Genomic DNA, 22038 nt, shown 5'->3' on the forward strand with positions numbered 1-22038 from the left:
AGGCCGTCACAGGGTTGTGGCGGCCTTCTTATTTTCAAAAAGAACGGAGCGTGATGTATTTGAAACGACTGCTCGCCCTCTTATGCAGCCTCGCCCTGGTGTTCTGCCTCGTTCCTTCCACGGCATTTGCATCGGGAGGCAACGGGAACATTGACGGTGGCGGCGGTGGGATGGGGCAAGGCACATCCTCAAACTTTTGGAATCCCGGCAACGATGGCGTGCGCATCACAGTTGTGGATGCGGAAAGCGGCGCCGCCGTGTCTTCACCGCTGGACTTTTCCAACCGGACACAGAAAAGCAGTATCCTCCATTTCGGCAAAGTCAACAAACTGCAGTACCTGAGCGGCACTGGCCTCTCCCTCCAGTCCGGGGTGGCCTATTCCTGCATCAAGCCCGCGCAGTCCATGCCCACCATCGTCAGCAGCAAGGGCCAGAGCAACATTGACGCCATCAAGCGGTACTTCTGCTCGGAGTACGCCTGCATGATGGTTGCCCAGGCTGCGGGTGTGGACTATGAGCGGATGATCGCCGGCGAATATAAGCTGCTGATCGAGCCCATTGCCTACTTTACCCACAACGGCCAGTATTACTGCATGACGGCCACTGAGGCCGGCCTTTACGATCAGATGTCCGGCGGCAACCTGCGCCGGACCATGACCTCGCTGACCCATAAGAACCTGCCGCTGTCCATGTTTCTGGAGTTCAGTGACCTTGGTATTTCCGCCTGGACCGGCAACACCACCGGGACGCAGAACAATTCCGACATCATCAATACACTGGGCGTCGGCATTGTCTGGTTTGACGAGGCCCCGCCCGAGGGCGAGATCGAGGCCCCTGATGTGGAGTACCGGGTGGATACCGATGTCATTACCTCTGTCACCCTGCGGACGGATACCGACCTGACGCCGGATAATCCCGCTTCGGTGACCTTCCACATCCTCGGCACCACCTACCGAGTCAACGATGTGGTGATCCCCGCAGGTGACAGCCAGGTGGTCTGGGTCAAGTGGCATACCCCCACTACACCGCAGACGGTCACCATTACGGTATCCGTCAGCGGGGCCTATACCGCCCAGGATACCTTTGTGGCGGAAATCGTGGATCTGAATGAGCATATTCCGCCCGACCCGGTGGCGACTGATACCAACCCCGGTTATACGGTACCGTCCCTGCCCAACGAAACACAGAAGCTTACCGCCAACTGGGGCGTCTGGAGCTGCTATTGGGTGCCGGTATGGGTCTGGTGCGACCATGGGGAAGACGGCGGGCACTGGGTCGATGAAGGCTATTGGGAATATGAGTACACCGGCTATTCTGCCTCCATCAGCGGCGTTATGTCCCTGATGCCGGACGATATTGTGCCGACGGCCTCCGGAAAGTCCATGAAGAGCGGGTACGGCGTCAAACAGGATGTGACAGCCACGCTCTCCACCGACGCGCCCACCAGCCACATCACCCATCCGCAGACGGTCTTTTCGGTGTTCCCGGAGTTCCAGTATGAAACCTATCTCCGCCTGCTGCAGCGAGTGTCCAGCGGCCGGAGCGCCAAATTCACCTTCCAGCCCAATGAGTTCTCGACTTACAGCCGGGAAGTGCATTTTACCCCCATCTGGTTCCCGGATGCGACAAACTACACCGTCTTCACCCAGGTCTGGGATACCTGGACGCCGGACGGGATGCTGAGTATCAACCTGAATGACTATGTTTCCATTGACGGGAGCCTCTATGATGACTGGTACACCAATCGAGAATAATGTGTGGATGGCTTACCTGCTCACTGTTTTTCTGGTGGTGACGGGCTTTGCCGTCTACGACATCCTATACAGGCGGGTGCCCGACCGGGCGCTCGTCTTTTTTATCCCCCTGGCCGCGCTGGCCCCGCTGATCCAGGTCTACTTCATTCTGGAGTATGGCCGGACGCCCATTTTCATCTGGCCCGTTGTGGCCGAGGCTCTGGTGGGTGCGCTGCTGGGCTTCTGCATCCCGCTGGCCGCTGCTATGGCGACCGGCGGCAGCGGCATGGGCGGCGGGGATATCAAATTCTGCGGGGTACTGGGTCTGGTCTATGGTCCCTCCGGCATGGCCCTGGTATTTTTGGTAGCCGCCGGCTTCGCCATGCCGGTGGTGCTGCTGTACCGGCGGCTCTTGCGGGACAAACAGCCCACCGCGATCCCGTTTTTACCTTTTCTGGCCTGCGGCTGCTCTGTGGCGACGCTGGCTGAACTATTTTTATGACAGGAGAGATGCTTATGAAACTCAACAACCGATTTATCTTCGGCATTCTGTCCCTGGTTCTGGCGGCGGTCATCGCATTTGTGGCACTGCCCACCATTGCCCGGCAGACCAACGGCAAGACGGAGATTGTCCGCATTACCCAGCCGGTGCTGAAAGGCGAAACAATCACCAGCGACAACGCCGAAGTCGTAGAAGTGGGCGGGTACAACCTCCCTTCCAATGTGGCCCACAGCATGGATGATGTGGAGGGACTGTATGTTACCGCTGATTTGGCAGAGGGCGACTATATCCTTACCAGCAAGGTCAGTACCGTCCCTGTTTCCTCGGATGTGGCGCTCAACGACATCCCCTCCGGCAAGGTCGCCATCTCGCTGACTGTGAAAACGCTGGCCTCCGGCCTGTCGGATAAGCTGCAACCGGGCGACATCATCCGCATTTATCACTTCTTGGAGACGGCGGAAGAGGTGCCGGAGCTGCGCTTTGTCAAGGTGCTGTCGGTCACCGACTCTGACGGTATCAATGTGGACAACACCAAGGAGCCTACCGAGGACGAAGAGCCGCAGCAGTCTGCCACCATCACTGTGCTGGCAAGCCCGGAGCAGGCCCGTATCATTACTGAGATGGAAAATGACGGTGTGGCCCATGTGGCGCTGATCTCCCGCAACAACGACCAGCTGGCCGAGGAACTGCTGGCCGAGCAGGACAAGACGCTTCAGGAGATCTACTTCCCCGAAACACTGGTTGAGGAAAATGCTGAAAGCCAGGATGGTGGAGAAGCCGCTGAAGGCGCCGCAGATAGCGAGTCCACAGGCGAGGCCGGCTCCGATGGGGCGGAAGGCGGTACGGAAACAACTCCTGCGGACAGCATCCCGGAAGACGGCGAATAAAAATGGGCGGTGAACAGATTCACCGCCCGTTTCCTCACTGCTGGTTAGAAAGATGATCCTCGTTAATCAGGAAAAGCTGTGGATTTTCTTTGCCCAAGTCAACAAGACGCTGGGTAAAACCGCTTTTAGAAAATATCCCAAAAATAGGCTGATAGCCTTTCCATACCTTTTGGATTTCACCAGAAGCCTGCACCTTATCGCGGAGAGCAAAAAATACAGGCGCATCCACCGGCTTATTGTGGTATTTGCACTCGCCTGCAAAGAATCGCTTGTTTTGATGGTCCACCGCCATCACATCAATTTCCGTATCGCTGTCCAAATCATTCAGCCAGTAAGCTCCGATCCGCGAGGGAACAAAGTCAATGGCACCTTCCCTGCAAAGGTCTGCAAAAATGGATCTGCAGATATCTTCATAGGCGAAGGCCACAAACTTCTGTACGAAGTCTTTTCGGATTTCATCCAGAACAATCTGCGTATTGTCCAGTTCCAGTTCCCCTTTATATGGATAGACATACCGGAACCAGAAACGCACAAAGTTATCAGAGATGAAATAAAGGCCTTTACGGGACTTCTCCGGATTTTTCTCCGTAACCGGCGTTTCCTTCACGACAAAGCCAAGGTCGCTGAGCGTGGAAAGATATGGCGTCAGCGCGGAAGTTTCTGTCCCCAGAGCTCCCGCAATTTTCCCCAGCTTGTGGTTTCCATCCGCCATCACGCGGATAATGGAAAAATAGTTGACAGCGGATACCACTTCATCTTTCAGCAGAAAGTTTGGTTCTTCATACAGAAAACCGTTCTTCGAGAGAACCGCAGACTCCACCTGTTCCAGCAGTCCTTCCTGATCGTTGAAAAACTCCAGATATTTGGGTACGCCGCCGGTAATCGCATATTGCTCCACCGCACGCTCAAAAGAAAGATGCTGAGCGGCATACACATCCGGGAACGACAAAGGCGCCAACCGGATCTGTGCAGTCCGGCGGCCATACAGGGGGCTGTCATAAGACAGCGCGTGTTTTTGCATCATTCCAATCAAGGAGCCGCAAAGAATCAGCATCACATTGCTGTCCTTGAGGACCTCGTCCCATGCGTTTTGCAGAATAGACGGGAACGCCGGATTGGACTTAACCAGATAAGGAAATTCATCAATAATCAGGACTTTCTTTTCCTCCGGCCGGAATTCCGCAATGATATGGAACAAATCCAGCCAGTCGGAAAAGGCTGCACGCTGCAGCAACGGATTCTGTGTTACCCGGGACACAACACCAGACAGCCGTTTTATGCTTTGTGATTCCACTTCCTCCGTTGCGAGAAAGTAGAATGCCAGCTTACCCTTGATAAATTCTTTAATCAGCGTTGTTTTTCCTACACGCCGCCTGCCGTAAATCACAACAAAGCTGCTGTCTTTTTGGTATTCCCTTTCAAGAGACTCCAGTTCTCGTTGTCTGCCGATAAACTTCATGTTAACGCCTCCTTTATCATAATTCATTTTATGATAATCTATCTTATATTATATATTTGTTTTGCAAAAAGTCAAGGGCATTCCGCCCTTGGGAAAGGAGCTTCCTATGGGAAAAGTCATTACCGTCTGGGGCAGCCCGGGGAGCGGGAAAAGTATGTTTTCCTGCATCCTGGCAAAAGCCCTGACCCGCGACAAGCGGAAAGCCATCATCATCAACGCAGAGATCAGCGTCCCCATGCTCCCGGTCTGGCTGCCGGAACAGATCATCCAGACCAACGCCTCGGTGGGGCAGGTCCTGAGCAGCGTAGAGATCGACACCACGCTGGTGGCAAGCCATGTCACGGTGCTCAAAAGCTATCCTTTCATCGGTCTGATGGGCTATTCCGCCGGTGAGAATCCGCTGAGCTATCCGGAAGTCAAATATGCTATGGTACTCCAGCTGGTCAACGCTGCCGCCAAGCTGGTGGATTTCGTCATCCTGGACTGCAGTTCCAACATGACCAATGTGTTCACCCCGGCGGCGATTGAGTCCGGCGATTTGGTCATCCGCCTGCTTACTCCCGACCTGAAGGGCGTCAACTATCTGAAAGCCCACCAGCCCCTGCTGGTGGATGGGCGTTTCCACTATGACCGGCACATGACCTTCGCCGGCATGGCCCGCCCCTTCCACGCACTGGATGAAATGGGCTATATCATCGGCGGCTTTGACGGCCTTCTGCCCTATGGCAAGGAGATCGACCGCTGCGCCACCGAAGGAGGGATGTTCCAGGCCATCAAATACTGCAATCCCAAGTACACCGCCTCACTCAACAAGGTACTGGACGCTTTGGAGCAGATGGAGCTGGCCGAGCAGGCGGCAGAGGATGCGGACGACGAGGACGAGTTCGAGGAGGATGACGCCGATGAATAATCTCAACGACATATTCTTCGCGCCGGCGGCCAACCAGGACCTGACCTATGACCAGGTGCTGGAGGATGTGCAGCGGTATTTTGCTGAAAATCACGCCTCCACCATTGCCGAGGCCGGCGAGGGCAACGCCGAACGGGCCACCACACTGCTCAAAGAGCTGATGGTGCAGTACATCGTCAAGCGAAAATACGCCATTGAGGGGCTGACCACCGAGGAACTGTGTGAAAAGCTCTATGAGGATATGGCCGGTTACTCCTTCCTCAAGAAATGGATCTACAAGCCCGGCATTGAGGAAGTCAACATCAACGCCTACAACGACATCGAAGTAATCGAGGCCGGTGGGCGCAGCATCAAGATCCCGGACAAGTTTTCCTCCCCGCAGCACGCCATTGATGTGGTGCGCCGTATGCTCAACGCCTGCGGCATGGTCATTGACGACACCATGCCCAGTGTGGTGGGCTTTCTGGACAAAAATATCCGTATCTCTGTGGACAAGACGCCCATTGTGGACCCGGATGTAGGGATCAATGCCTCCATCCGTATTGTCAACCAGCAGACGGTCTCCGAGCAGAAGCTGCTCGATTCCGGCAGCGCCACCGCAGAGATGCTTCACTTCCTGATGGCCTGCATCCGGTATGGCGTCAGCGTGTGCATCGCGGGCTCCACCGGCTCCGGCAAGACCACCATCATGGCCTGGCTGCTCTCCAATGTCCCCAACAACCAGCGCCTTATCACCATAGAGGAAGGCAGCCGTGAGTTTGATCTGGTCAAGCGGGATGAAAACGGGAATATCTTAAACTCCGTCATCCACCTGCTGACCCGGCCCAGCGAAAATCCGGCGCTGAACATCAACCAGGACTTCCTTTTGGAGCGGGTACTGCGCAAGCACCCCAATGTCATCGGTGTCGGCGAGATGCGGTCCGCCGCGGAAAGCCTGTCGGCCGCCGAGAGTTCCCGCACCGGCCATACCGTCTGCACCACCATCCACTCCAACTCCTGCAACAGCACTTACCGCAGGATGATGACCCTCGCCAAGCGCAAATACAGCATGGACGACGCCGTGCTCATGGAGATCATGGTGGAGGCCTATCCCATCGTGGTGTTTACCAAGCAGCTGGAAGACCGTTCCCGTAAGATCATGGAGATCCTGGAGGGCGAGGACTACCGGGACGGGCAGCTCATTTCCCACACACTCTACAAATTTGAGGTGGAGGACAATGTGACCGATGAAAAGGGAGAGATCCATGTGGTGGGCCATCACCGGAAGGTGGGCTTAATCTCGGATACTTTGAAAAAACGGCTCCTTGACAACGGCATCTCCAATAAGGAGCTGGCAGAGTTCATGGACGCCCCGAAGGAGGTGGATTAAAGGTTGCAGTGGATCTACATCATTTGCTTTGCGCTGATCAGCGCGGGCCTCCTGGCCCTGTTCGGCGTGCGGCCGGGGGATTTTATCGATGCCCTGTTCCGCTCCCAGCGCAAGGCCGCTACCCTGTCTGACGAACTCAATGTCCTGATGGGTACGCCCGCCAAGGGCTTCTTCAACCAGGACTATGAGCTGAAGCAGATTTTGAAAGGCACCGGCCGCTCCGACCGCTATGAGGCGGTCAAGCGGCTGTCGCTGATCCTGTTTGCGGTGGGCGCTGTGCTGGCGCTGCTCATCAACAATGTGTATATGGTGCCGATCCTGGGCATTGGCTTTTCGCTGGCCCCCATCTGGTATCTGCGCAGCACAGCCGCCAGCTACAAGAAGCATCTGAACGAGGAACTGGAGACCGCTATCTCCATCATCACCACCTCCTACCTGCGAACAGAGGACCTGATACGGGCGGTCAAGGAAAACCTGCCCTACATCAATGAGCCGGTCAAGGAAAACCTGCCCTACATCAATGAGCCGGTGAAGGCCAACTTCGAGGCATTTGTGTACGAGGCGGAACTGATCAACGCCAACCTGACCAGTGCCATCAACTCGCTGAAGATGAAGGTCCCCAACCGGGTATTTCATGAGTGGTGCAACATCCTCATTCAGTGCCAGTCTGACCGCTCCATGAAAAACACGCTGCCCACCATCGCCCAGAAGTTCAGCGATGTGCGAGTGGTGCAGTCTGAACTGGAGGCCATGATGCAGGGCCCGCGCCGTGAGGCCATCACGATGATGTTCCTGGTGGTCGCCAATGTGCCTCTGCTTTACTTCCTCAACGAAGACTGGTTCCATACGCTCATCTTCACCACACCCGGCAAAATCGCCCTGGCGATCTGTGCGGCCATTATTCTCTTTGCCCTGACGCAGATCATGAAGCTGAGCAAGCCCATTGAATACGGAGGTGACGGCGCATGACCCTTTTGGCACTTGTGGCGATCATCTTCTTTGGTTTTGCCACCTACAACCTGACCTGCGCCTTTGTGGATATTCCCACAAAGAAAACCTCCCGCATGATGATGCTGGCCCGCAAGCAGCAGGGCGTAAAGACCGAGAAACTGCTGGATGTCTACATCACCAAAATCGCCGGACTGATCGCCCCGTACCTGAAGCTGGATAAGCTCAAGCGGAATAAGCTGCAGCGGGCGCTGGATATTGCCGGTCTGGAACTGACGCCGGAGGTCTACACGGCCCGGGCCTGGGTCACGGCGGGCGCCGTCGGCCTCTGCTCTATCCTGATGGTGTTTCTGGTGCCGCTGATGGTTCCCGTGCTGATCGGGCTTGCGGTGGCGCTGTGGTTCTCGACCTATTACAGCGTCTTTGATTTCGTTAAGAAGCGCCGCAAGCTCATTGAAAGCGAAATTCCCCGGTTCGCCCTGACCATTGGGCAGAACCTGGAGAACGACCGGGATGTGCTGAAGATCCTTACCTCTTACCGCCGGGTAGCGGGCAAGGACTTCGGCGCGGAGCTGGACCAGACCATTGCCGACATGAAAACCGGCAACTATGAGAATGCCCTGATCCGTTTTGAAACCCGCATTGGCAGCCCCATGCTGTCCGATGTGATCCGCGGCCTGATCGGCGTGCTTCGCGGCGATGACCAGCGGATGTATTTCAAGATGATCTGTTTTGACATGAGGCAGATCGAGCAGAACAATCTGAAAAAGGAAGCGGCCAAGCGCCCCAAGAAGATCCAGCGTTACTCCATGATGATGCTCATTTGCATTATGATCATCTATCTGGTGGTCCTCTGCACCGAGGTCATGAGTTCCCTGGGCGCTTTCTTCGGCTGACAGGTATTCGCCCACGCCTCTGGTGGGGGCTTTCCATATACCCGCTCCCACCCGGGGGCGAATCTACGATGGAGGTGATGTTTTGTACCGCAGTGGGTTCCCATAGCAGCCGCTATGCCGGCTGCCTTCCATCCATTTCCCCAGGGCCGGCCTGCTCCCAGGCCGGTCCTGAACCTACCGTCTGAACAGGAGAAATCCATGTCGAAGAAAAAATATATTCCGCCTGACGGCGAAGATGGGCGGAGGCGCCGGTTCCGGTGGCTTTTGCGCCAGAAGCCGAAAGCGTATCCGGACAGGCCCCGCTCAAACAAAAACGGCCTGCTCAAACCTATCCGCCGGTCCTGACCGGCCATAACCATACCAAAATCCAATATCACATTTACAGGAGGTATTTCCATGAAGAAGTTTACCAGCTGCATCCGCAGCAAAGCGAACGGCCTCGCGCTTCGGGCCCGTATGGCGCTCTCCAACCAGCGCGGCGATTTCTACATCTCTGATGCGGTCAAAATCATCATCGCCGTTGTGCTGGGCGCCCTGCTGCTGGCGGCCCTGACCCTCATCTTCAACGATACGGTCATCCCCCGGATCACGCAGGAGATCGAGGGCCTGTTTGGCGCGGCCAACTAAGGGCTTGTTCGCTTAAATGCCGTCAGCGGGGATCAGCTTGTGGACATCCACAGCTGGTCCCCGCTTTTTTATTATCTCAAAAAACGACTATTGGAGGTAGAGGATGAAAACATCCTGCAAATTTTATTCCTTTCTGCGGGCCGTCCGTGGGAACTGGCGCAACGCCATCTTTGTCAGCTGTGGCTGCGATGCCTGCATGTATGGCCGGGAGAAGCCCTGTTCCGGATTCCTGCTGACAGTGGATGAGTGCGGTCAGGTCATGCTTCTGCCTGCGGAAACCGTGCATGAGCTGACCGGTGAGGAGGTAGAGCCCGCCGAGTGCAGCGCCGTCCTGTCGCGCTGCTCTTTTGACGCCGCTTTTTCCAAGTACATCGAATGGCATGCGCCGGACCCTTCCGCATGTACGCTCAGGCAGCTTTGTCTGGCCCCCAGCTGCAGCCAGAACAGCTGATTTTTACACAGAAAGACGCCATCGCGCCGCCTTTGGCGCGTCTTTGGAGGTGATGATTTTATGATGAAGCAAAAACAGATCAAATGTCCTTATTGCCATGCCAATGCCTCGCTCCGTCCGGCCAGTGTGGTTTATGGCTTGAACCGCCGCTCCCAGGGAAAATTTCTCTATCTCTGCGACCGCTGGCCCGCCTGCGATGCCTATGTGAGCGCCCATGACAGGACGCACCGGCCTATGGGAACTTTGGCAAATGGAGATCTCCGGCACAAGCGCATTTTGGCGCACCGGGCATTGGAACAGTTGCAGCAGAGCCGGCACATGGAAAAATGGGAGGTCTATATCTGGCTCCAGGCGAAGCTTGGGCTGGATAAACGGCAGACTCATATCGGCCAGTTTTCCGAATGGATGTGCGATGAGGTCGTCCGCCTCTGCAGGCAGGCCTCAGCTCCTCCCGCCGCCGGACAGGCGGCAGCCTGACGGGAGGTGAGCAAATGACCAGTCTGACGAAACAGCAGCAGGAACTCGTTGCTCAAAACCTGCCGGTGGTGCATTGGGTGATCTGCGACTATATCCATGTGAATCCGACTATCTGTGGCCTGGAGTACAGCGATCTGTTCCAGGAGGGGTGCGTCTGGCTCTGCAAAGCCGCGGCCACCTATAAAGACGATGGGCGGGCACAGTTTGCCACCTACGCCAAAACGGTCGTAAAAAACGGGCTTCTGTCCTATTGCCGGACAATCTGCAACAGGGGCAAGATGTTCAGCCGGCTCATTATTGGAGAGCACGGGGAACTGGCCGCTGACGGTGAAGCCCTGAAGCCGCAGTCCGACGTATTTGACACCCAAGTGTCCCTGATGGAAACGCTGTCGCTTCTGGAAGCCAGCAAACAGGACTATGACGGTGTGGCCCGGCTTGGGATCGAAGCCCTGGCGCTCAAGCTTCAGGGAATGCGGGTCACGGATATTGCGGAACTCTACCAGGTTCCGCCCTCCCATGTGGGTGCATGGATCTCGCGCTCGGTCGCCAAACTGCGCAGCGACCCCCGCTTTCTGGCAAGCCTGCTTTAAATTTGTTGAAAACCACGGCCTTCCCGCAGTAAAGGATATGTAAAAGGAGGCATTGATCAATGGAACAGAAAACCTTATATACTGCAATCGGCCGTCTGGAGCGGGAAACAAATGGCTGTGGCCGGTCCTGCCCGGTCATCCGCCTTGGCGGTCAGCCCTACATGGTGGATATGCAGGAGCTGGTCGTTTGGACTGCCCTGAATTGGCGGATCTCCAAATGGGAGGATATTTCTTTTCAGTGCGATAAGCTGGCCTCATCTATGGGTGGTGCTGTCAGCCGGCCCTGGGATGACTGCGTGAACCGCCTGCTTACCCGCGGACTGCTGGTTTCCGGCTGCGGGGAGACCGAATACGATGCGCTGTATGATCTATTGAGTCCCCTGGGCATCATCCCCACCAGCGGCTCTGCCCTGGTGCGCGGCGTATCGTTTATGAAGCTTGTATTCAGCCGTCGGGTTTCAGTCGGGCAGGCGCTGAAGCTGTTTCGCAAAGACCGCCGGACCGACTATGAATCCCGCGTCATGCGGCTCTCCCGGCAGGCCCTGCTTTCCACTGCGGAGATCATCAAATGTGTGGAGCAGGATATCTTCTCCCTCCCCAGCGAGCGGGTCCTGATGGAGAAGGTGTACGGCGACAGCGAGACCACCTGCCAGAACATCGCCAGCCTGATGAAGAACAGCCGGAGCAGCCAGGCGGTAACGCTGGCCGTTGCCAACCTGTATCTGCGCCAGCAAATCATTTTTGAAAGGATCAGTACATGAAAAACCAATTGAGCCAATTTCCCTTTGTCCTGCGGCGCAAGATCCTGCTGACATTCCTGGCCGGGATCGCCAGCATAGCAGTCAGCTTTGTGATCTTCACTGTCGCCGCAGACCGCATCCTTCTGGTGCTGGGTGGACTTATTTTTGCCGCTTCTCTGGTGCTGGGCAGCAGCCTGTGGGGCACCGCCGCCCGGGGCCAGTACGAAGTGGTGGAAGGGATCTGCGCCAGCGTCAGCACCCCTATGCTGCGTCGTTACCGCAAGATCCAGCTGATTGATGAACAGGGGGCGGAGCGCACCTTGCTGTTGAGCAAAACCGCCAAGTTCCAGATCGGCGCCCGCTACCGCTTTTATTTTCAAAAAGGGAGCCGGCCTGCCGTCGGAAACGACTATCTGGATGCCGCCCTCTCCACCAACAGTTTTCTTGGATATGAGGCACTGGAGGACACATCCTCCTATAATGAAGAGATGGAAAGCGGAGAGCAAACACCCCATGAGTAAGAAATAGGGATACGGCATCAAAGCTATGGCTTCGGTGCCGTATCCCTCTATTTTGTTATTCTCATTCGGTAGCCGTGGCCCCGTACTGTTTCGATGATGTCAGCCCCCAGTTTGCGGCGGAGCTTGTAGATCATGCTGGAGATCCCCGTCCAACTGGCGTCAAAGGAGTCCACTGCAACGGCCTCATAGATCTGACGGGCGGTGAACACCTGCCCTGGCCGACGGGCCAGCAGGAGCAGAATATCGAACTCCATCGGGGTCAGTTTAACCGGCGCACCAAACAGCCGTACCAGGTGATGCCGAGGGTAAATTTCCAATGAGTTCATCAATAGTGGTGCATCTTTAGAAGCCGCTAGTGTAGAAAAATCTGAAATTGCGGAAAGTGTAGAAATCAGTTTCTCTAAAGCTTTTTCTTCACCATCACTGAAAGACAGTATTACAAATTTCCCAAATCCATCACCTCCCGATGATTTACTCCATTCTCAGCCGCTCCACGATGCTGTGTTTTTCCAGGTTGCGGAAACACAGATGCGGAATCAGCACCGCAAAGATCAGCAGGATCGGGGTGCAGGCCACCAGCGGCAGCAGGGTGAAGCGGAAGGTGGTAAATCCGCCCTCTACCATCGCCCGGACCACAACGCCCACGGCCAGGCTGCTGATAAGGTACGATGCCGCCAGCGTCAAAACCGCGTAAAACAATCCCTCGTTTACCAGCATCCGATTGAGCTGCTTCTTGGTCATGCCCACGCTCTGGATGACCGCGAACTCACGCTTGCGGGATACGATGGCGGTCACCATCGAGTTGATGAAGTTCAGCACACCCACCAGCGCGATGACCACGCTGACAGCGTTGCCCATGACGGCGGAGGAACGGGTCTGGGCCTCGTACTGCTGTGCCATCGTCTGGCGGGAAGCCACCGGCAGGCCGAGGTCCGTCGTCTCCATATAGTCATCCAGGAACGCCTGTACTGTGTCGATGTGGGCGTCATCCACATTGAGGAAAAGCTTGCGCAGGGTGTGGTCCGGCCACTGCTCGCGGAATACCTCGCTGGGGATGATGAAGCTCAAATTAAACTTGTCGCCCGCGCCCTGCTGCACCGTCAGCTGGGTCACCGGATTCAGAGGATAAACCACCGCCATCACCGTATAGGTGCGGCCGTTCAGTTCCACGGTGCTGCCCGCGGAGGGGGTCGGCAGCACCGGGTAGTCTGTACCCAGTTCCAGGCTGGGGCCCACCGCCAGTACATAGTTCCCGCTGGCAAATTCGGCGGAGTCAAAGCTGCCCTCCAGCACATACTGCTCCTGGGTGATAGCATCCAGCGGGATGCCGTCCAGGCCGTACAGGATGGCAGAGCCGTCGCCAGTCTCTAGGACATCCCGAAGCTGCTGGGCACCAGCAGCGTCGTAGGTTTCCCAATCGGCCAGTTTGTCCTCGGTGTAGAAGGCCGCCACATTTTGCAGTGTGCCCTCGTCCATCTGCCAGTCGATTTGGGCCGAGAACAGGTGGCCGGACGCTTCCACGCCTTCCTGGCCTTCTGCCTGAGCTACCAGAGAATCCGTCAGGGTGGTGCCGTGGGGGTCATAGTTGTTGATATAATCCTCGCTGGTGGCGTCGGACAGTTCAAAGTCGGCCAGGATCAGGTCAGCCAAGTATTTGTCCATGTCAAAGGCAGCGTTTTTGGCGTAAAAGCTGCTGAGCAGCACCAGGCCCAGGGTCAGAGAGCAGATCACCGTGATGGTACGCTTTTTGTTGCGCCACAGGTTGGCCCAGGCCATCGAGGCCAGGGAAGCGTTTCCACGGCGGCGCTTGGTTTTCTTCTTGCTGGAGCTGTCGGCGTCGCTCATGCGCAGGGCCTCAATGGGCGATACTTTTCCGGCGAGCCTTGCGGGCCGCAGGCAGGAGATCAGCACTGTCACCCAGGCAAAGACCGCTGAGCCAATGAAGATGATGGGGCTGGCAGAGACCACGGCCTCGCCGTCTATTGTCCCCATGAGCACCGGCACCAGCACGCTGCCCAGCAGCCAGCCCAGAATCAGACCGATGGGGATACCGATGATGCACAGCCGGTTGGCCTGCCCGTAGATCAGCTTCTTCAGCTGCTTGGTGGTCATGCCCAGGGTTTTCAGCTTGCCATAAAACTGCACATCGGCGGTCACGCTGATCTGGAAGATGTTGTATATAATCAGGTATCCGGCAATGAATACCAGCACCATGCCCAGATACATGGGCATACTCTCCTGGGCGGCCATCGCCCCCATCTCCGGGGAGTAGGCCAGGTTGACATTGTATTCAAGACCCGTGAGGCCGGTATCCGCCAGGATACGGTCCATCGTCGCCTCAATGTTCTGGTCGCTTGCCAGATTGACCTGTACCATATAGAGGCCCAGCACCTGGCTTTCCTCGGTGGAAATGACGCCGCCGGTCATCTCAGCGGCATAGGCCCGGCTGACCCAGGCCATTGAGGAATAACTGGACTGGTTGCCCTCCCAGAAGCCGCAGAGGGTGAAGGTGGAAGTCGTCACTTCCTCGCCGCTGAGATCCTTGCGCCACTCCAGAGTCACGGTCTGCCCCAGCTCATGGGGGATGCCCAGACGGTCCAGGATGCTGGTATCCAGTGCGATCTCATCCGCCGCCTGGGGCATCTGCCCGGTGGTGGGGGCGGCATAGGAATGCCGGGCGTAGGCGTCATTGGCCCAGCGGATCTCCACCGATTGCCCAGTCAGTTGTTGGTTTTCCGCAAGGCCCAGCACGATGCTGCGGCCCAGCTCCGCCACATCCGGGTGACCGGCGATCAGGTCGGCCTGCTCCTCGGTCAGTCCCCGCATGGAGGCCTGGGCATTGTAACCGGTCTGGCGGAAGGTCATCTCCACCAGGTTGCGGCTCATGCTCTGGGTCAGGGTGAACAGGGTGGCGAACATCATAGTGGTGAGCAGGATCGCCAGAATTGCCACCAGATTCCGGCCCCGGTTCGTACGGAACATCCGTTTGGTCAGTACCGGAATAGGACGAAAGATCAATTGTTTTTTCATACTATCCGCCCCCCTTACTGTGCCACAATCCGCCCATCCTCAATGCGGATCACACGGTCGGCCATGGCGGCAATCTCCGGGTTGTGGGTGATCATCACGATGGTCTGGTGAAATTCCTGACTGGTCATCTTCAGAAGGCCGATCACATCGTCGCTGGTCTTGGAGTCCAGGTTGCCGGTGGGCTCGTCGGCCAGAATGATAGAGGGCTTGGAGGCCAGGGCACGGGCAATCGCCACCCGCTGCTGCTGGCCGCCGGAGAGGTTATTGGGCAGACTATCCAGCTTCTTCTCCAGACCCAGCAGCTTCACGATGTTCATGATGAACTTTTTGTCCGGCTTGCGGCCATCCAGAGAGATGGGGAAAATGATGTTTTCCCACACGCTGAGTACCGGCACCAGATTGTAGTTCTGAAAGATAAACCCGATCTGTTTGCGCCGGAAGATGGTGGCCTGTTCGCTGTTCAGCTTGGCAAGCTCGGTATCGCCTACCCGGATGCTACCCTCAGTGGGGGTGTCCAGGCCGCCCAGCATATTCAGCAGAGTGGATTTTCCGGAGCCGGATGTTCCGATGATAGCGGTGAATTTTCCCCGCTCAATATCCAGGTTCACCCCGTCCAGGGCGCGCACCTGCGTCTCACCTTTGCCGTAGTATTTCTTCAGACCTCTGGCCTGCAAAATGGTCTCCATAAGCCGTACCTCCTCGTTCTTTTGAGAAGTCCTCCCTTCTCTTTGTCTGTATCATAGCAGGCCAATGTCTCATTTCAGGTACAGCAAAGGTACATTTTTGTGACATTGCAAAAAAACGCGCCTTCCCACAGGAGGGCGCGTTTTCGCATTTTCATTATTCCACAACTCCCAGCCGCTCCTGAATAGTGCCTCTGGTAATCCAGTACAGGCAAAGGAGCGGGGTGAGCAGCGCCAGCGCCGCGATCACCGGCAGGATGATCCACAGCGGCGTCACATCAAAGGTGTAGACGGCCACCCACGACAGGTCCGCGATCACGCCCGGCATAAACCAGAGGGCAAAGGCCAGGGTGGCCGGAAGAAGAACCGCCGCCATCAGCAGGGCGTAGAAGCCGCCCTCCAGCAGAACCAGGCGGCGCAGCTGGCTGACGGTCATGCCGAGGCTCTGGTACACGGCAAATTCCCTGCGGCGGCTCACAGTCTTAACCACCAGGAGATTGACGAAGTTCAGCACGGCGATTCCCAGCAGCACTGCGGCCACCAGGCCCAGCACCAGCACCATGTTGAGCCGGGCACTTTCAAAGTTCTCCTGATAGTCGCTGCGCAGGGTGATGCTGATGCCCCGGTTCAGGCCCTGCTCATACCCGGCCAGGTATTCCTCAAAGGATGCCTGTTGGCCATGGTCGATGTCCACCGCCAGCTGCCGGTAACTCTGACCGGGGAACAGCTCGTCAAACACGGTCAGCGGTACCAGGTAGTAGAAGGTGAAGGAGGATTCCGGGCTGTTGGTCCCCTCCAGATAGGCATTGTCGTGCATCAGGGAACCCAGCACGGTAAAGCTCCGTCCCTCCAGCTCCAGCGTTTCGCCCGCCGCCAGACAGGAGACGCCCTCATGGTACGCGCCGCCGGCGATCACATAATCGCCGCTTTCAAAGGCAGCCCGGTCAAAGCTGCCGCTGGTGAAGGGACAGTATTCCAGCACATAGTCCAGATACGCCCCATCCAGCCCCACCACAATGGCGGTGTATTCGCCAGTTTCGGTAAAGCGGTCGATGCCCGCCATCCAGTTCGGGAAAGCGGCCTGAGATTCCCGCAGGGTCATGGTCTCGTCGTAGGGCTGGTTGTAGTAATCCACCACCCGCTCTTGCAGCTCGCTGGAGGCCGCCAGCGGCACCTCCCGGCTTTTCAGCGCGCTCACGGAGTCAACCTCCGGGCGGTTCCTCAATTCTTTCACCATCTCCTCTGTCACGCCCCGGTTGCGCTCATTGTACTGCTGGTAAGGGGTCGCGGCGGAGGCGTCTGTGATAGAGTAGTCCCAGGGTGACATGGCGGAGAGGTACAGATCCTCCCGCAAGCTCACATACTGCATTCGGATGTCGGTGAGCAGCAGGACGGCCGCCAGCATGGTGACCAGCGACAAAATGGTGCGCCCCCTGGCCCGGCCAAAGGTCCGCAGGGCCATGCGCGGCAGCGTGACCATTCCCGTCCGCGTTCCGCCCCTGCGGCTGGACCGGGGCGCGTTCACCCGCAGGGTCTGGGCCGGGGTCATACGGGACAGCCGCCAGGACGGCAGCAGGTAGGCCAGCAGGACCGTCAGGAACGAACAGACCGCGGCCACGGCGAAGGGCTGCCAGCTCAAAAAATAGAGGGCCGGGTTCTGCTCCATCCCGACCACCACCCGGGGTGTGACGGCAAGGTTCAGCCCAAATCCAATCAAAAAGCCGGGGATCAGGCCCAGCGCCGCCACCGCCAGCGCCTTCTCCAGCAGATACCGGCGCAGCTGACGGGGCGAAAGGCCCAGGGCCTTCATCCCGGCGAAATAGGCCCGGTCCTGCTCCGCCGTCACCTGCACAATGGCATAAATCATGAAAAAGCCGCACACCAGCACCAGAACGGCGGGCGCGTAGTACGGCCGCGCCTGCTGGCCCGCTGTCTCCATGCGGGCGTCGTTGTAGGCAAGATTGGTGGTAAAGGGCACTTCCGGCAGGCCCTGGTCAGACAGCATTTCAGCCGCCTGTTCCTCCAGGCTGCGGGGCTGGTGCAGGGTGACGCCCAGGGTCAGATTGGCGGCATTCTCGCTGTCGTAATCCGGCATCAGGCTGGCGGCGGTATCCGCCGTGATCCAGGCGCAGGCCTCGGTGAAGTTGGTGGGGCTGGCCCACCAGCCGCACAGGGCAAAGGCATCCGTATGTGTGTTCCCGGCGGCATCCGTCCACTCCAGGGTGACGGGGGCGCCAATCTCCTGTAAAACCCCCAGCGACCCCATGGTAAACTCGTCCAGGGCAATTTCACCCGGCTGCTCCGGCAGTCGGCCGGTGGTGGGGATGGACAGCACCGTTTGGGCATAGTCCCGGTCCGTGACCGCCAGTTTCACCGACCGCTGCCCCAGCATGGGGTCGGACAGGGTGCCCACGGTACTCAGCCGCACCGCGCTTTTGACATTGGGATGCTGGGAGAGCAGCGCCGCCTGATGCTCGGTGAGGCCGGTATAGAGAATGTGGCTGGTGGAGCCGTAGGTGTACTGGTAGTTCAGCAAGTAGGCGTCCTCCACCGCCCCGCCCAGCAGGAACATAAAGGCATACAGGCCGGTGACCAGAGCCACTGCCAAAGCCAGGATGCAGTTTTTGGCCCGGTGAAAGCGGAAATCCCGCTTCGCCAGGGTCCAGCAGACCTTCAGATTATTATTCGCAAGCATGGCCGGACCTCCTTACGCACGGATGCGTCCGTCCTCGATGCGAACGACACGGTCGGCCATCTGCGCCAGCTCCAGATTGTGGGTGATCATCACCAGGGTCTGCCGGTAGGTCTCCACCGACAGCTTCAAAAGGCCCAGCACATTCTGGCCGGTCCTGCTGTCCAGGTTGCCGGTGGGCTCGTCCGCCAGGAGGATGGCGGGCTTGGCGATCAGCGCGCGGGCGATGGCCACCCGCTGCTGGCCGCCGCCGGAGAGCTCGCCGGGGTAGGCGTTCAGCCGCTCCTTCAGGTGCAGCAGCTCCACGATCTCGTCAAAGAAAGCCGGGTCCGGGGTGCTGCCCGCCAGGCTCAGGGGAAACAGGATGTTCTCCTTCACCGTCAGGGTGGGCACCAGATTGAAGTTCTGATACACGAAGCCCACCTTGCTGCGGCGGAACACCGCCAGTTCCTTCTCCTTCAGGCCCCGCAGGTTCACGCCGTCCACGATGACCTCCCCCTCATCGGGGATGTCCATGCCGCCGATCATGTTCAGCAGCGTGGTCTTGCCGGAGCCGGAGGCCCCGATAATGGCGGTGAATTTGCCTTTTTCAATCTCCAGGTCGATGCCATCCAGGGCCTTGACCTGATTTTCGCCTTTTCCAAAATATTTTTTCAGGTTATGTACCGTTACGATGTTCATGGGTGGATTCCTCGCTTATTGTTTGGGAATTGCGTTCACAACCGGCTCCAAAGAAGCAAAGTCCACAAAATCGACCTTTTGATTGAAGGTGTCGATCATGGCGCGGACCTCCGCTGTCTTCTTCTCCTCCGGGAGATGCCGGGCTTTGTTATATAATAGCGTCATCATGGTCTTATGGGCAAGGCTCAGCCGGCCATAGTCGATGCCGCCCCGCAGATGAAACAGCGCCGTCTGGTCAAACAGCGCGGTCGGAAGCTGTCTGCGGACGGAATTTTGAATGTTGCGGATGTTTTCCTGGTCCGTCACATCCGCCAAACCAACAGTGACCAGAATCAGCTTAACTCCAGTGGGCAGCCGTTTGACTGTATGCTTCAGCCCCTTGACGCCTCCCGCATACAGCCCGCCCAGATAGATCACCAATTCGCAGCCATCCAAATTCTTTGCTGAAGTATAGTCCATCGCAGGAATGCCGGTCAGCTGGGACAGCTGCTCGGCATAGCGGCGGGTAGTGCCGTATTCGCTGCCGTAAATGATCTGTTGATTCATTGAGATTTTCTCCATATTCGTTATGACTTCATGAAACCTCGACACCGAAGCCTGTTTTTTATAATATTGTCCTCTTTCTTGGCCATCGCATATGGAAAACATGACACCCCAGAGCAAACACGGCCGCCCCCATGAGGATAAAAAAGGACCAAAGATAGTTCCAGTACCAAGCGTTAGTATCAAACATTAGTGTCAAAAGTCTATTCCAAAACTTCAATCCGGTAGCAATGGCAAAAAGGTCAAACAGAACGTATCCGCCGCCAAACAAATAGATCCACCGCCACCAATAGTTATTGCCTCGATTTTGAAAAAAGGTGACGATTCCGAAAATACACAAAATACTGAGAAAGCCCATCAAGAAATAATAGAACAAATTTCTGCTCTCCATTACTTCCAACCAGAAACGTGCATAGCTGTGACGGTCAATCAGGCCCCATATACGATGCAAATGAAATACTCCAAAGAAGAGGAAAAACCAAGGTTCAAAAAAGAGCACTCTTTTCATATCCAATTTCTCCCGCATAAGTGTCTTTGTTTCACTTGTCCTTTTCATCATGCTCCTCCGTGTTTCACATTTTCAGCTCAGCAGATAAACCGAGAATGTGGTCCCCTCCCCGGCTTTCGATTTTACGCTGATATATCCCTTCTGCCGGGTGATGATGCCGTTGGCAAGATACAGCCCCAGGCCCACGCCCTCCTGGGCCGCCACCTCCGGGGCGCGGTAGAACCGTTGGAACACATCGTTGTAGTGCTCCTCCGGGATGCCGATGCCGGTGTCGGTGATGTCCACCCGCGTGTAGAACTGCCAGGGGCGCACGGTCACTGCCACCTTGCCGCCTGGCGGTGTGTACTTCACGGCGTTGTCCAGGATGTTGCCGATGGCCTCCGCCGTCCACTTGGGGTCGTGCTGCACCGTAATGGCGCCGTCGCACTCCGCCGACAGGTCGATCCCCTTGGCCTCCGCCTTGGCCCAGACGGTGCTCATAGCCTGGGCGATGGTATCGGAGAGCCGAGTCTCCTCCATATGCAGGGTGAATGTCCCGGTTTCCAGCCGGGACATTTTGATAAGGGACTGCATCAGGAAGTCCAGCTTGTCGATCTGCCCGTCCATCGTGGCCAGGAACTCCGCCCTCTTTTCCGGCGGCAGGTCGTGGCCTCGGAGGATGCCGGTAAACATTTTGATGTTGGCGATGGGGGTCTTGACCTGGTGAGAGATGTCGCTGACCAGACCTTGTATGGTCTCCTTGTCCCGCTGGCTCTGGCGCTTGCCCTCGCTCATAATATCAAAATACTGCATCAGCTTGCCCTGCACCTTGGCGGTCAGGCTGTCCTCATAGGGCTGGTAGCCCTCCACCGTCCGGCCGGACATCAGGGCGTCCAGCGTCTCGCACAGGTCGTCGGCAAACAGGCTCACCTGCCGCCGCTGGTACCAGGCCCACAGGCCCACCACGGCGAAGATGGCGGCGCACAGCCCCAGGATGCCCCAGCGCACCGCCGCCCAAGGGACGGTCTGCCACAAGAGCCACACCAGCGCCCCAAACAGCGCCGCCAAGAGCAGGAGCATCCCCGCCCGCAGGACTGTCATGCTGCGGTGCTTCATGGCTTGCCTCCTGTCCAGATGTAGCCCATACCCCGTACTGTTTTGATGTAGGGATGGGTGTCATCCTCGATCTTGGCGCGCAGCCGGTTCATGGTGACGGTCAGCGTGTGGTCGTCGATGAAGTTGCCGCCGCTGTCCCACAGGCGCTCCAGCAGTACCTGCCGGGTAAGAATCTGGCCGCTGTGCTCCGTGAGGGTCTTGAGCAGCTTATATTCATTGGGGGTAATGACCAGTTTTTCCTCGCCCCGCTGGGCGGTGAGCGCGGAGAAGTCCAGCGTCAGCCACCCATCGCTCCAGCGGTCAGCCTGGGGCGCGGGCTGTTTGACACCTGCCCGGCGCAGGACCACCTCCACCCGCCGCAGGAGGATCTGCATGTTGAAGGGCTTGGTCACATAGTCCTCGGCCCCCATATCAAAGCCGCTGAGCACATCGCGCTCCAGGTCGTTGGCCGTGAGGAAAATCACCGGTAGCTCCGGTTTCTGGGCCTTGATCTCCCGGCACAGGTCAAATCCATTCCCGTCCGGCAGGTTCACATCAAGAAGCGCCAAAGAAAATTGTTCATGTTCCAGCAAATATCGCGCCTTGGCGCAGTTATATGCGGCTACGGTCAAATATCCTGCATTGTCCAGTTCAAAACAAAGACCTGTGCTCAAGGCCAGGTCGTCCTCTACCACTAAGATTCGTTCCATCCTTTAT

The 22038-nt window shown here is 57.3% G+C and carries 23 protein-coding genes; 13 read left to right on the plus strand and 10 right to left on the minus strand.

From position 1 onward, the window contains the following. The first annotated feature begins 53 nt into the window (after positions 1-53). From B5E84_RS08580 to cpaB, 3 genes are read left to right on the plus strand one after another with little or no spacing between them, the layout of a single operon-like run. Positions 54-1754 (plus strand): DUF8193 domain-containing protein, encoded by a 1701-nt coding sequence (locus B5E84_RS08580; protein WP_087221764.1) that lies wholly within the window; start codon positions 54-56, stop codon positions 1752-1754. Continuing rightward, positions 1729-2235, plus strand: coding sequence for a prepilin peptidase (locus B5E84_RS08585; RefSeq protein ID WP_242963328.1), 507 nt, complete (start codon positions 1729-1731; stop codon positions 2233-2235). Before B5E84_RS08580 ends, B5E84_RS08585 begins: the two co-directional genes overlap by 26 nt. A 14-nt stretch (positions 2236-2249) precedes the next feature. After that, positions 2250-3122, plus strand: coding sequence for a Flp pilus assembly protein CpaB (gene cpaB / locus B5E84_RS08590; protein WP_087221768.1), 873 nt, complete (start codon positions 2250-2252; stop codon positions 3120-3122). A gap of 34 nt (positions 3123-3156) precedes the next feature. On the opposite strand, the gene B5E84_RS08595 is transcribed toward cpaB, so the two are convergent. Beyond that, a complete protein-coding gene (locus B5E84_RS08595; RefSeq protein ID WP_204248565.1) occupies positions 3157-4581 on the minus strand; it encodes an ATP-binding protein in 1425 nt (474 codons plus the stop codon). A 106-nt stretch (positions 4582-4687) separates the two neighbouring features. On the opposite strand from B5E84_RS08595, the gene B5E84_RS08600 reads away from it, so the two are divergent. From B5E84_RS08600 to B5E84_RS08645, 10 genes are all read left to right on the plus strand, one after another. Next, positions 4688-5491, plus strand: coding sequence for a CpaE/TadZ family protein (locus B5E84_RS08600; RefSeq protein ID WP_087221772.1), 804 nt, complete (start codon positions 4688-4690; stop codon positions 5489-5491). Then, positions 5484-6860, plus strand: a complete 1377-nt coding sequence (locus B5E84_RS08605; protein ID WP_087221774.1) for a CpaF/VirB11 family protein — start codon at positions 5484-5486, stop codon at positions 6858-6860. Before B5E84_RS08600 ends, B5E84_RS08605 begins: the two co-directional genes overlap by 8 nt. 3 nt (positions 6861-6863) lie before the next feature. Further along, positions 6864-7829, plus strand: coding sequence for a type II secretion system F family protein (locus B5E84_RS08610; RefSeq protein ID WP_087221776.1), 966 nt, complete (start codon positions 6864-6866; stop codon positions 7827-7829). Continuing rightward, positions 7826-8704, plus strand: coding sequence for a hypothetical protein (locus tag B5E84_RS08615; RefSeq protein WP_058963713.1), 879 nt, complete (start codon positions 7826-7828; stop codon positions 8702-8704). Before B5E84_RS08610 ends, B5E84_RS08615 begins: the two co-directional genes overlap by 4 nt. Before the next feature lie 396 nt (positions 8705-9100). Beyond that, positions 9101-9331 (plus strand): DUF6133 family protein, encoded by a 231-nt coding sequence (locus B5E84_RS08620; RefSeq protein WP_058963714.1) that lies wholly within the window; start codon positions 9101-9103, stop codon positions 9329-9331. A gap of 103 nt (positions 9332-9434) precedes the next feature. Further along, a complete protein-coding gene (locus B5E84_RS08625) occupies positions 9435-9782 on the plus strand; it encodes a hypothetical protein (protein WP_242963329.1) in 348 nt (115 codons plus the stop codon). A gap of 60 nt (positions 9783-9842) precedes the next feature. Then, positions 9843-10259, plus strand: a complete 417-nt coding sequence (locus tag B5E84_RS08630; protein WP_087221778.1) for a zinc-finger-containing protein — start codon at positions 9843-9845, stop codon at positions 10257-10259. A gap of 14 nt (positions 10260-10273) precedes the next feature. Then, on the plus strand, positions 10274-10849 hold the full coding sequence (locus B5E84_RS08635; protein WP_087221780.1) for a sigma-70 family RNA polymerase sigma factor: 576 nt from the start codon (positions 10274-10276) through the stop codon (positions 10847-10849). Between the two features lie 59 nt (positions 10850-10908). Further along, positions 10909-11610, plus strand: a complete 702-nt coding sequence (locus B5E84_RS08640; protein ID WP_087221782.1) for a hypothetical protein — start codon at positions 10909-10911, stop codon at positions 11608-11610. Continuing rightward, positions 11607-12110: a hypothetical protein gene (locus B5E84_RS08645; protein ID WP_087221784.1), complete on the plus strand. Its 504-nt coding sequence runs from the start codon at positions 11607-11609 to the stop codon at positions 12108-12110. Before B5E84_RS08640 ends, B5E84_RS08645 begins: the two co-directional genes overlap by 4 nt. 47 nt (positions 12111-12157) lie before the next feature. Here B5E84_RS08645 and B5E84_RS08650 read toward each other — a convergent pair whose 3' ends face one another. The 9 genes from B5E84_RS08650 to B5E84_RS08690 all read right to left on the minus strand — a co-directional run bounded on the left by B5E84_RS08650 (position 12158) and on the right by B5E84_RS08690 (position 22031). After that, positions 12158-12427, minus strand: coding sequence for a winged helix-turn-helix domain-containing protein (locus B5E84_RS08650; protein ID WP_242963330.1), 270 nt, complete (start codon positions 12425-12427; stop codon positions 12158-12160). A gap of 154 nt (positions 12428-12581) precedes the next feature. Further along, complete coding sequence (locus B5E84_RS08655; protein ID WP_087221788.1) at positions 12582-15140, minus strand: ABC transporter permease; 2559 nt, start codon at positions 15138-15140, stop codon at positions 12582-12584. Positions 15141-15154: 14 nt separating this feature from the next. Next, complete coding sequence (locus tag B5E84_RS08660; protein WP_087221790.1) at positions 15155-15826, minus strand: ABC transporter ATP-binding protein; 672 nt, start codon at positions 15824-15826, stop codon at positions 15155-15157. A 154-nt stretch (positions 15827-15980) separates the two neighbouring features. Continuing rightward, on the minus strand, positions 15981-18518 hold the full coding sequence (locus B5E84_RS08665) for an ABC transporter permease (RefSeq protein ID WP_087221792.1): 2538 nt from the start codon (positions 18516-18518) through the stop codon (positions 15981-15983). Between the two features lie 12 nt (positions 18519-18530). Next, complete coding sequence (locus B5E84_RS08670) at positions 18531-19196, minus strand: ABC transporter ATP-binding protein (protein WP_087221794.1); 666 nt, start codon at positions 19194-19196, stop codon at positions 18531-18533. 15 nt (positions 19197-19211) lie between these two features. After that, the gene (locus tag B5E84_RS08675; protein WP_087221796.1) at positions 19212-19742 is read right to left on the minus strand and encodes a flavodoxin domain-containing protein; all 531 of its coding nucleotides are present in this window, start codon (positions 19740-19742) and stop codon (positions 19212-19214) included. A 58-nt stretch (positions 19743-19800) separates the two neighbouring features. Further along, a complete protein-coding gene (locus B5E84_RS08680; RefSeq protein WP_087221914.1) occupies positions 19801-20247 on the minus strand; it encodes a hypothetical protein in 447 nt (148 codons plus the stop codon). A 72-nt stretch (positions 20248-20319) separates the two neighbouring features. Continuing rightward, positions 20320-21342 carry a sensor histidine kinase gene (locus tag B5E84_RS08685; protein ID WP_087221798.1) on the minus strand — a complete coding sequence of 341 codons (1023 nt, stop codon included), beginning with the start codon at positions 21340-21342 and terminating at the stop codon, positions 20320-20322. Then, positions 21339-22031 (minus strand): response regulator transcription factor, encoded by a 693-nt coding sequence (locus B5E84_RS08690; RefSeq protein WP_087221799.1) that lies wholly within the window; start codon positions 22029-22031, stop codon positions 21339-21341. Before B5E84_RS08690 ends, B5E84_RS08685 begins: the two co-directional genes overlap by 4 nt. Between the last annotated feature and the right edge of the window lie 7 nt (positions 22032-22038).

The organism is Lachnoclostridium sp. An14, assembly GCF_002160755.1.
In the GTDB taxonomy this organism is placed as follows: domain Bacteria; phylum Bacillota; class Clostridia; order Lachnospirales; family Lachnospiraceae; genus Lachnoclostridium_A.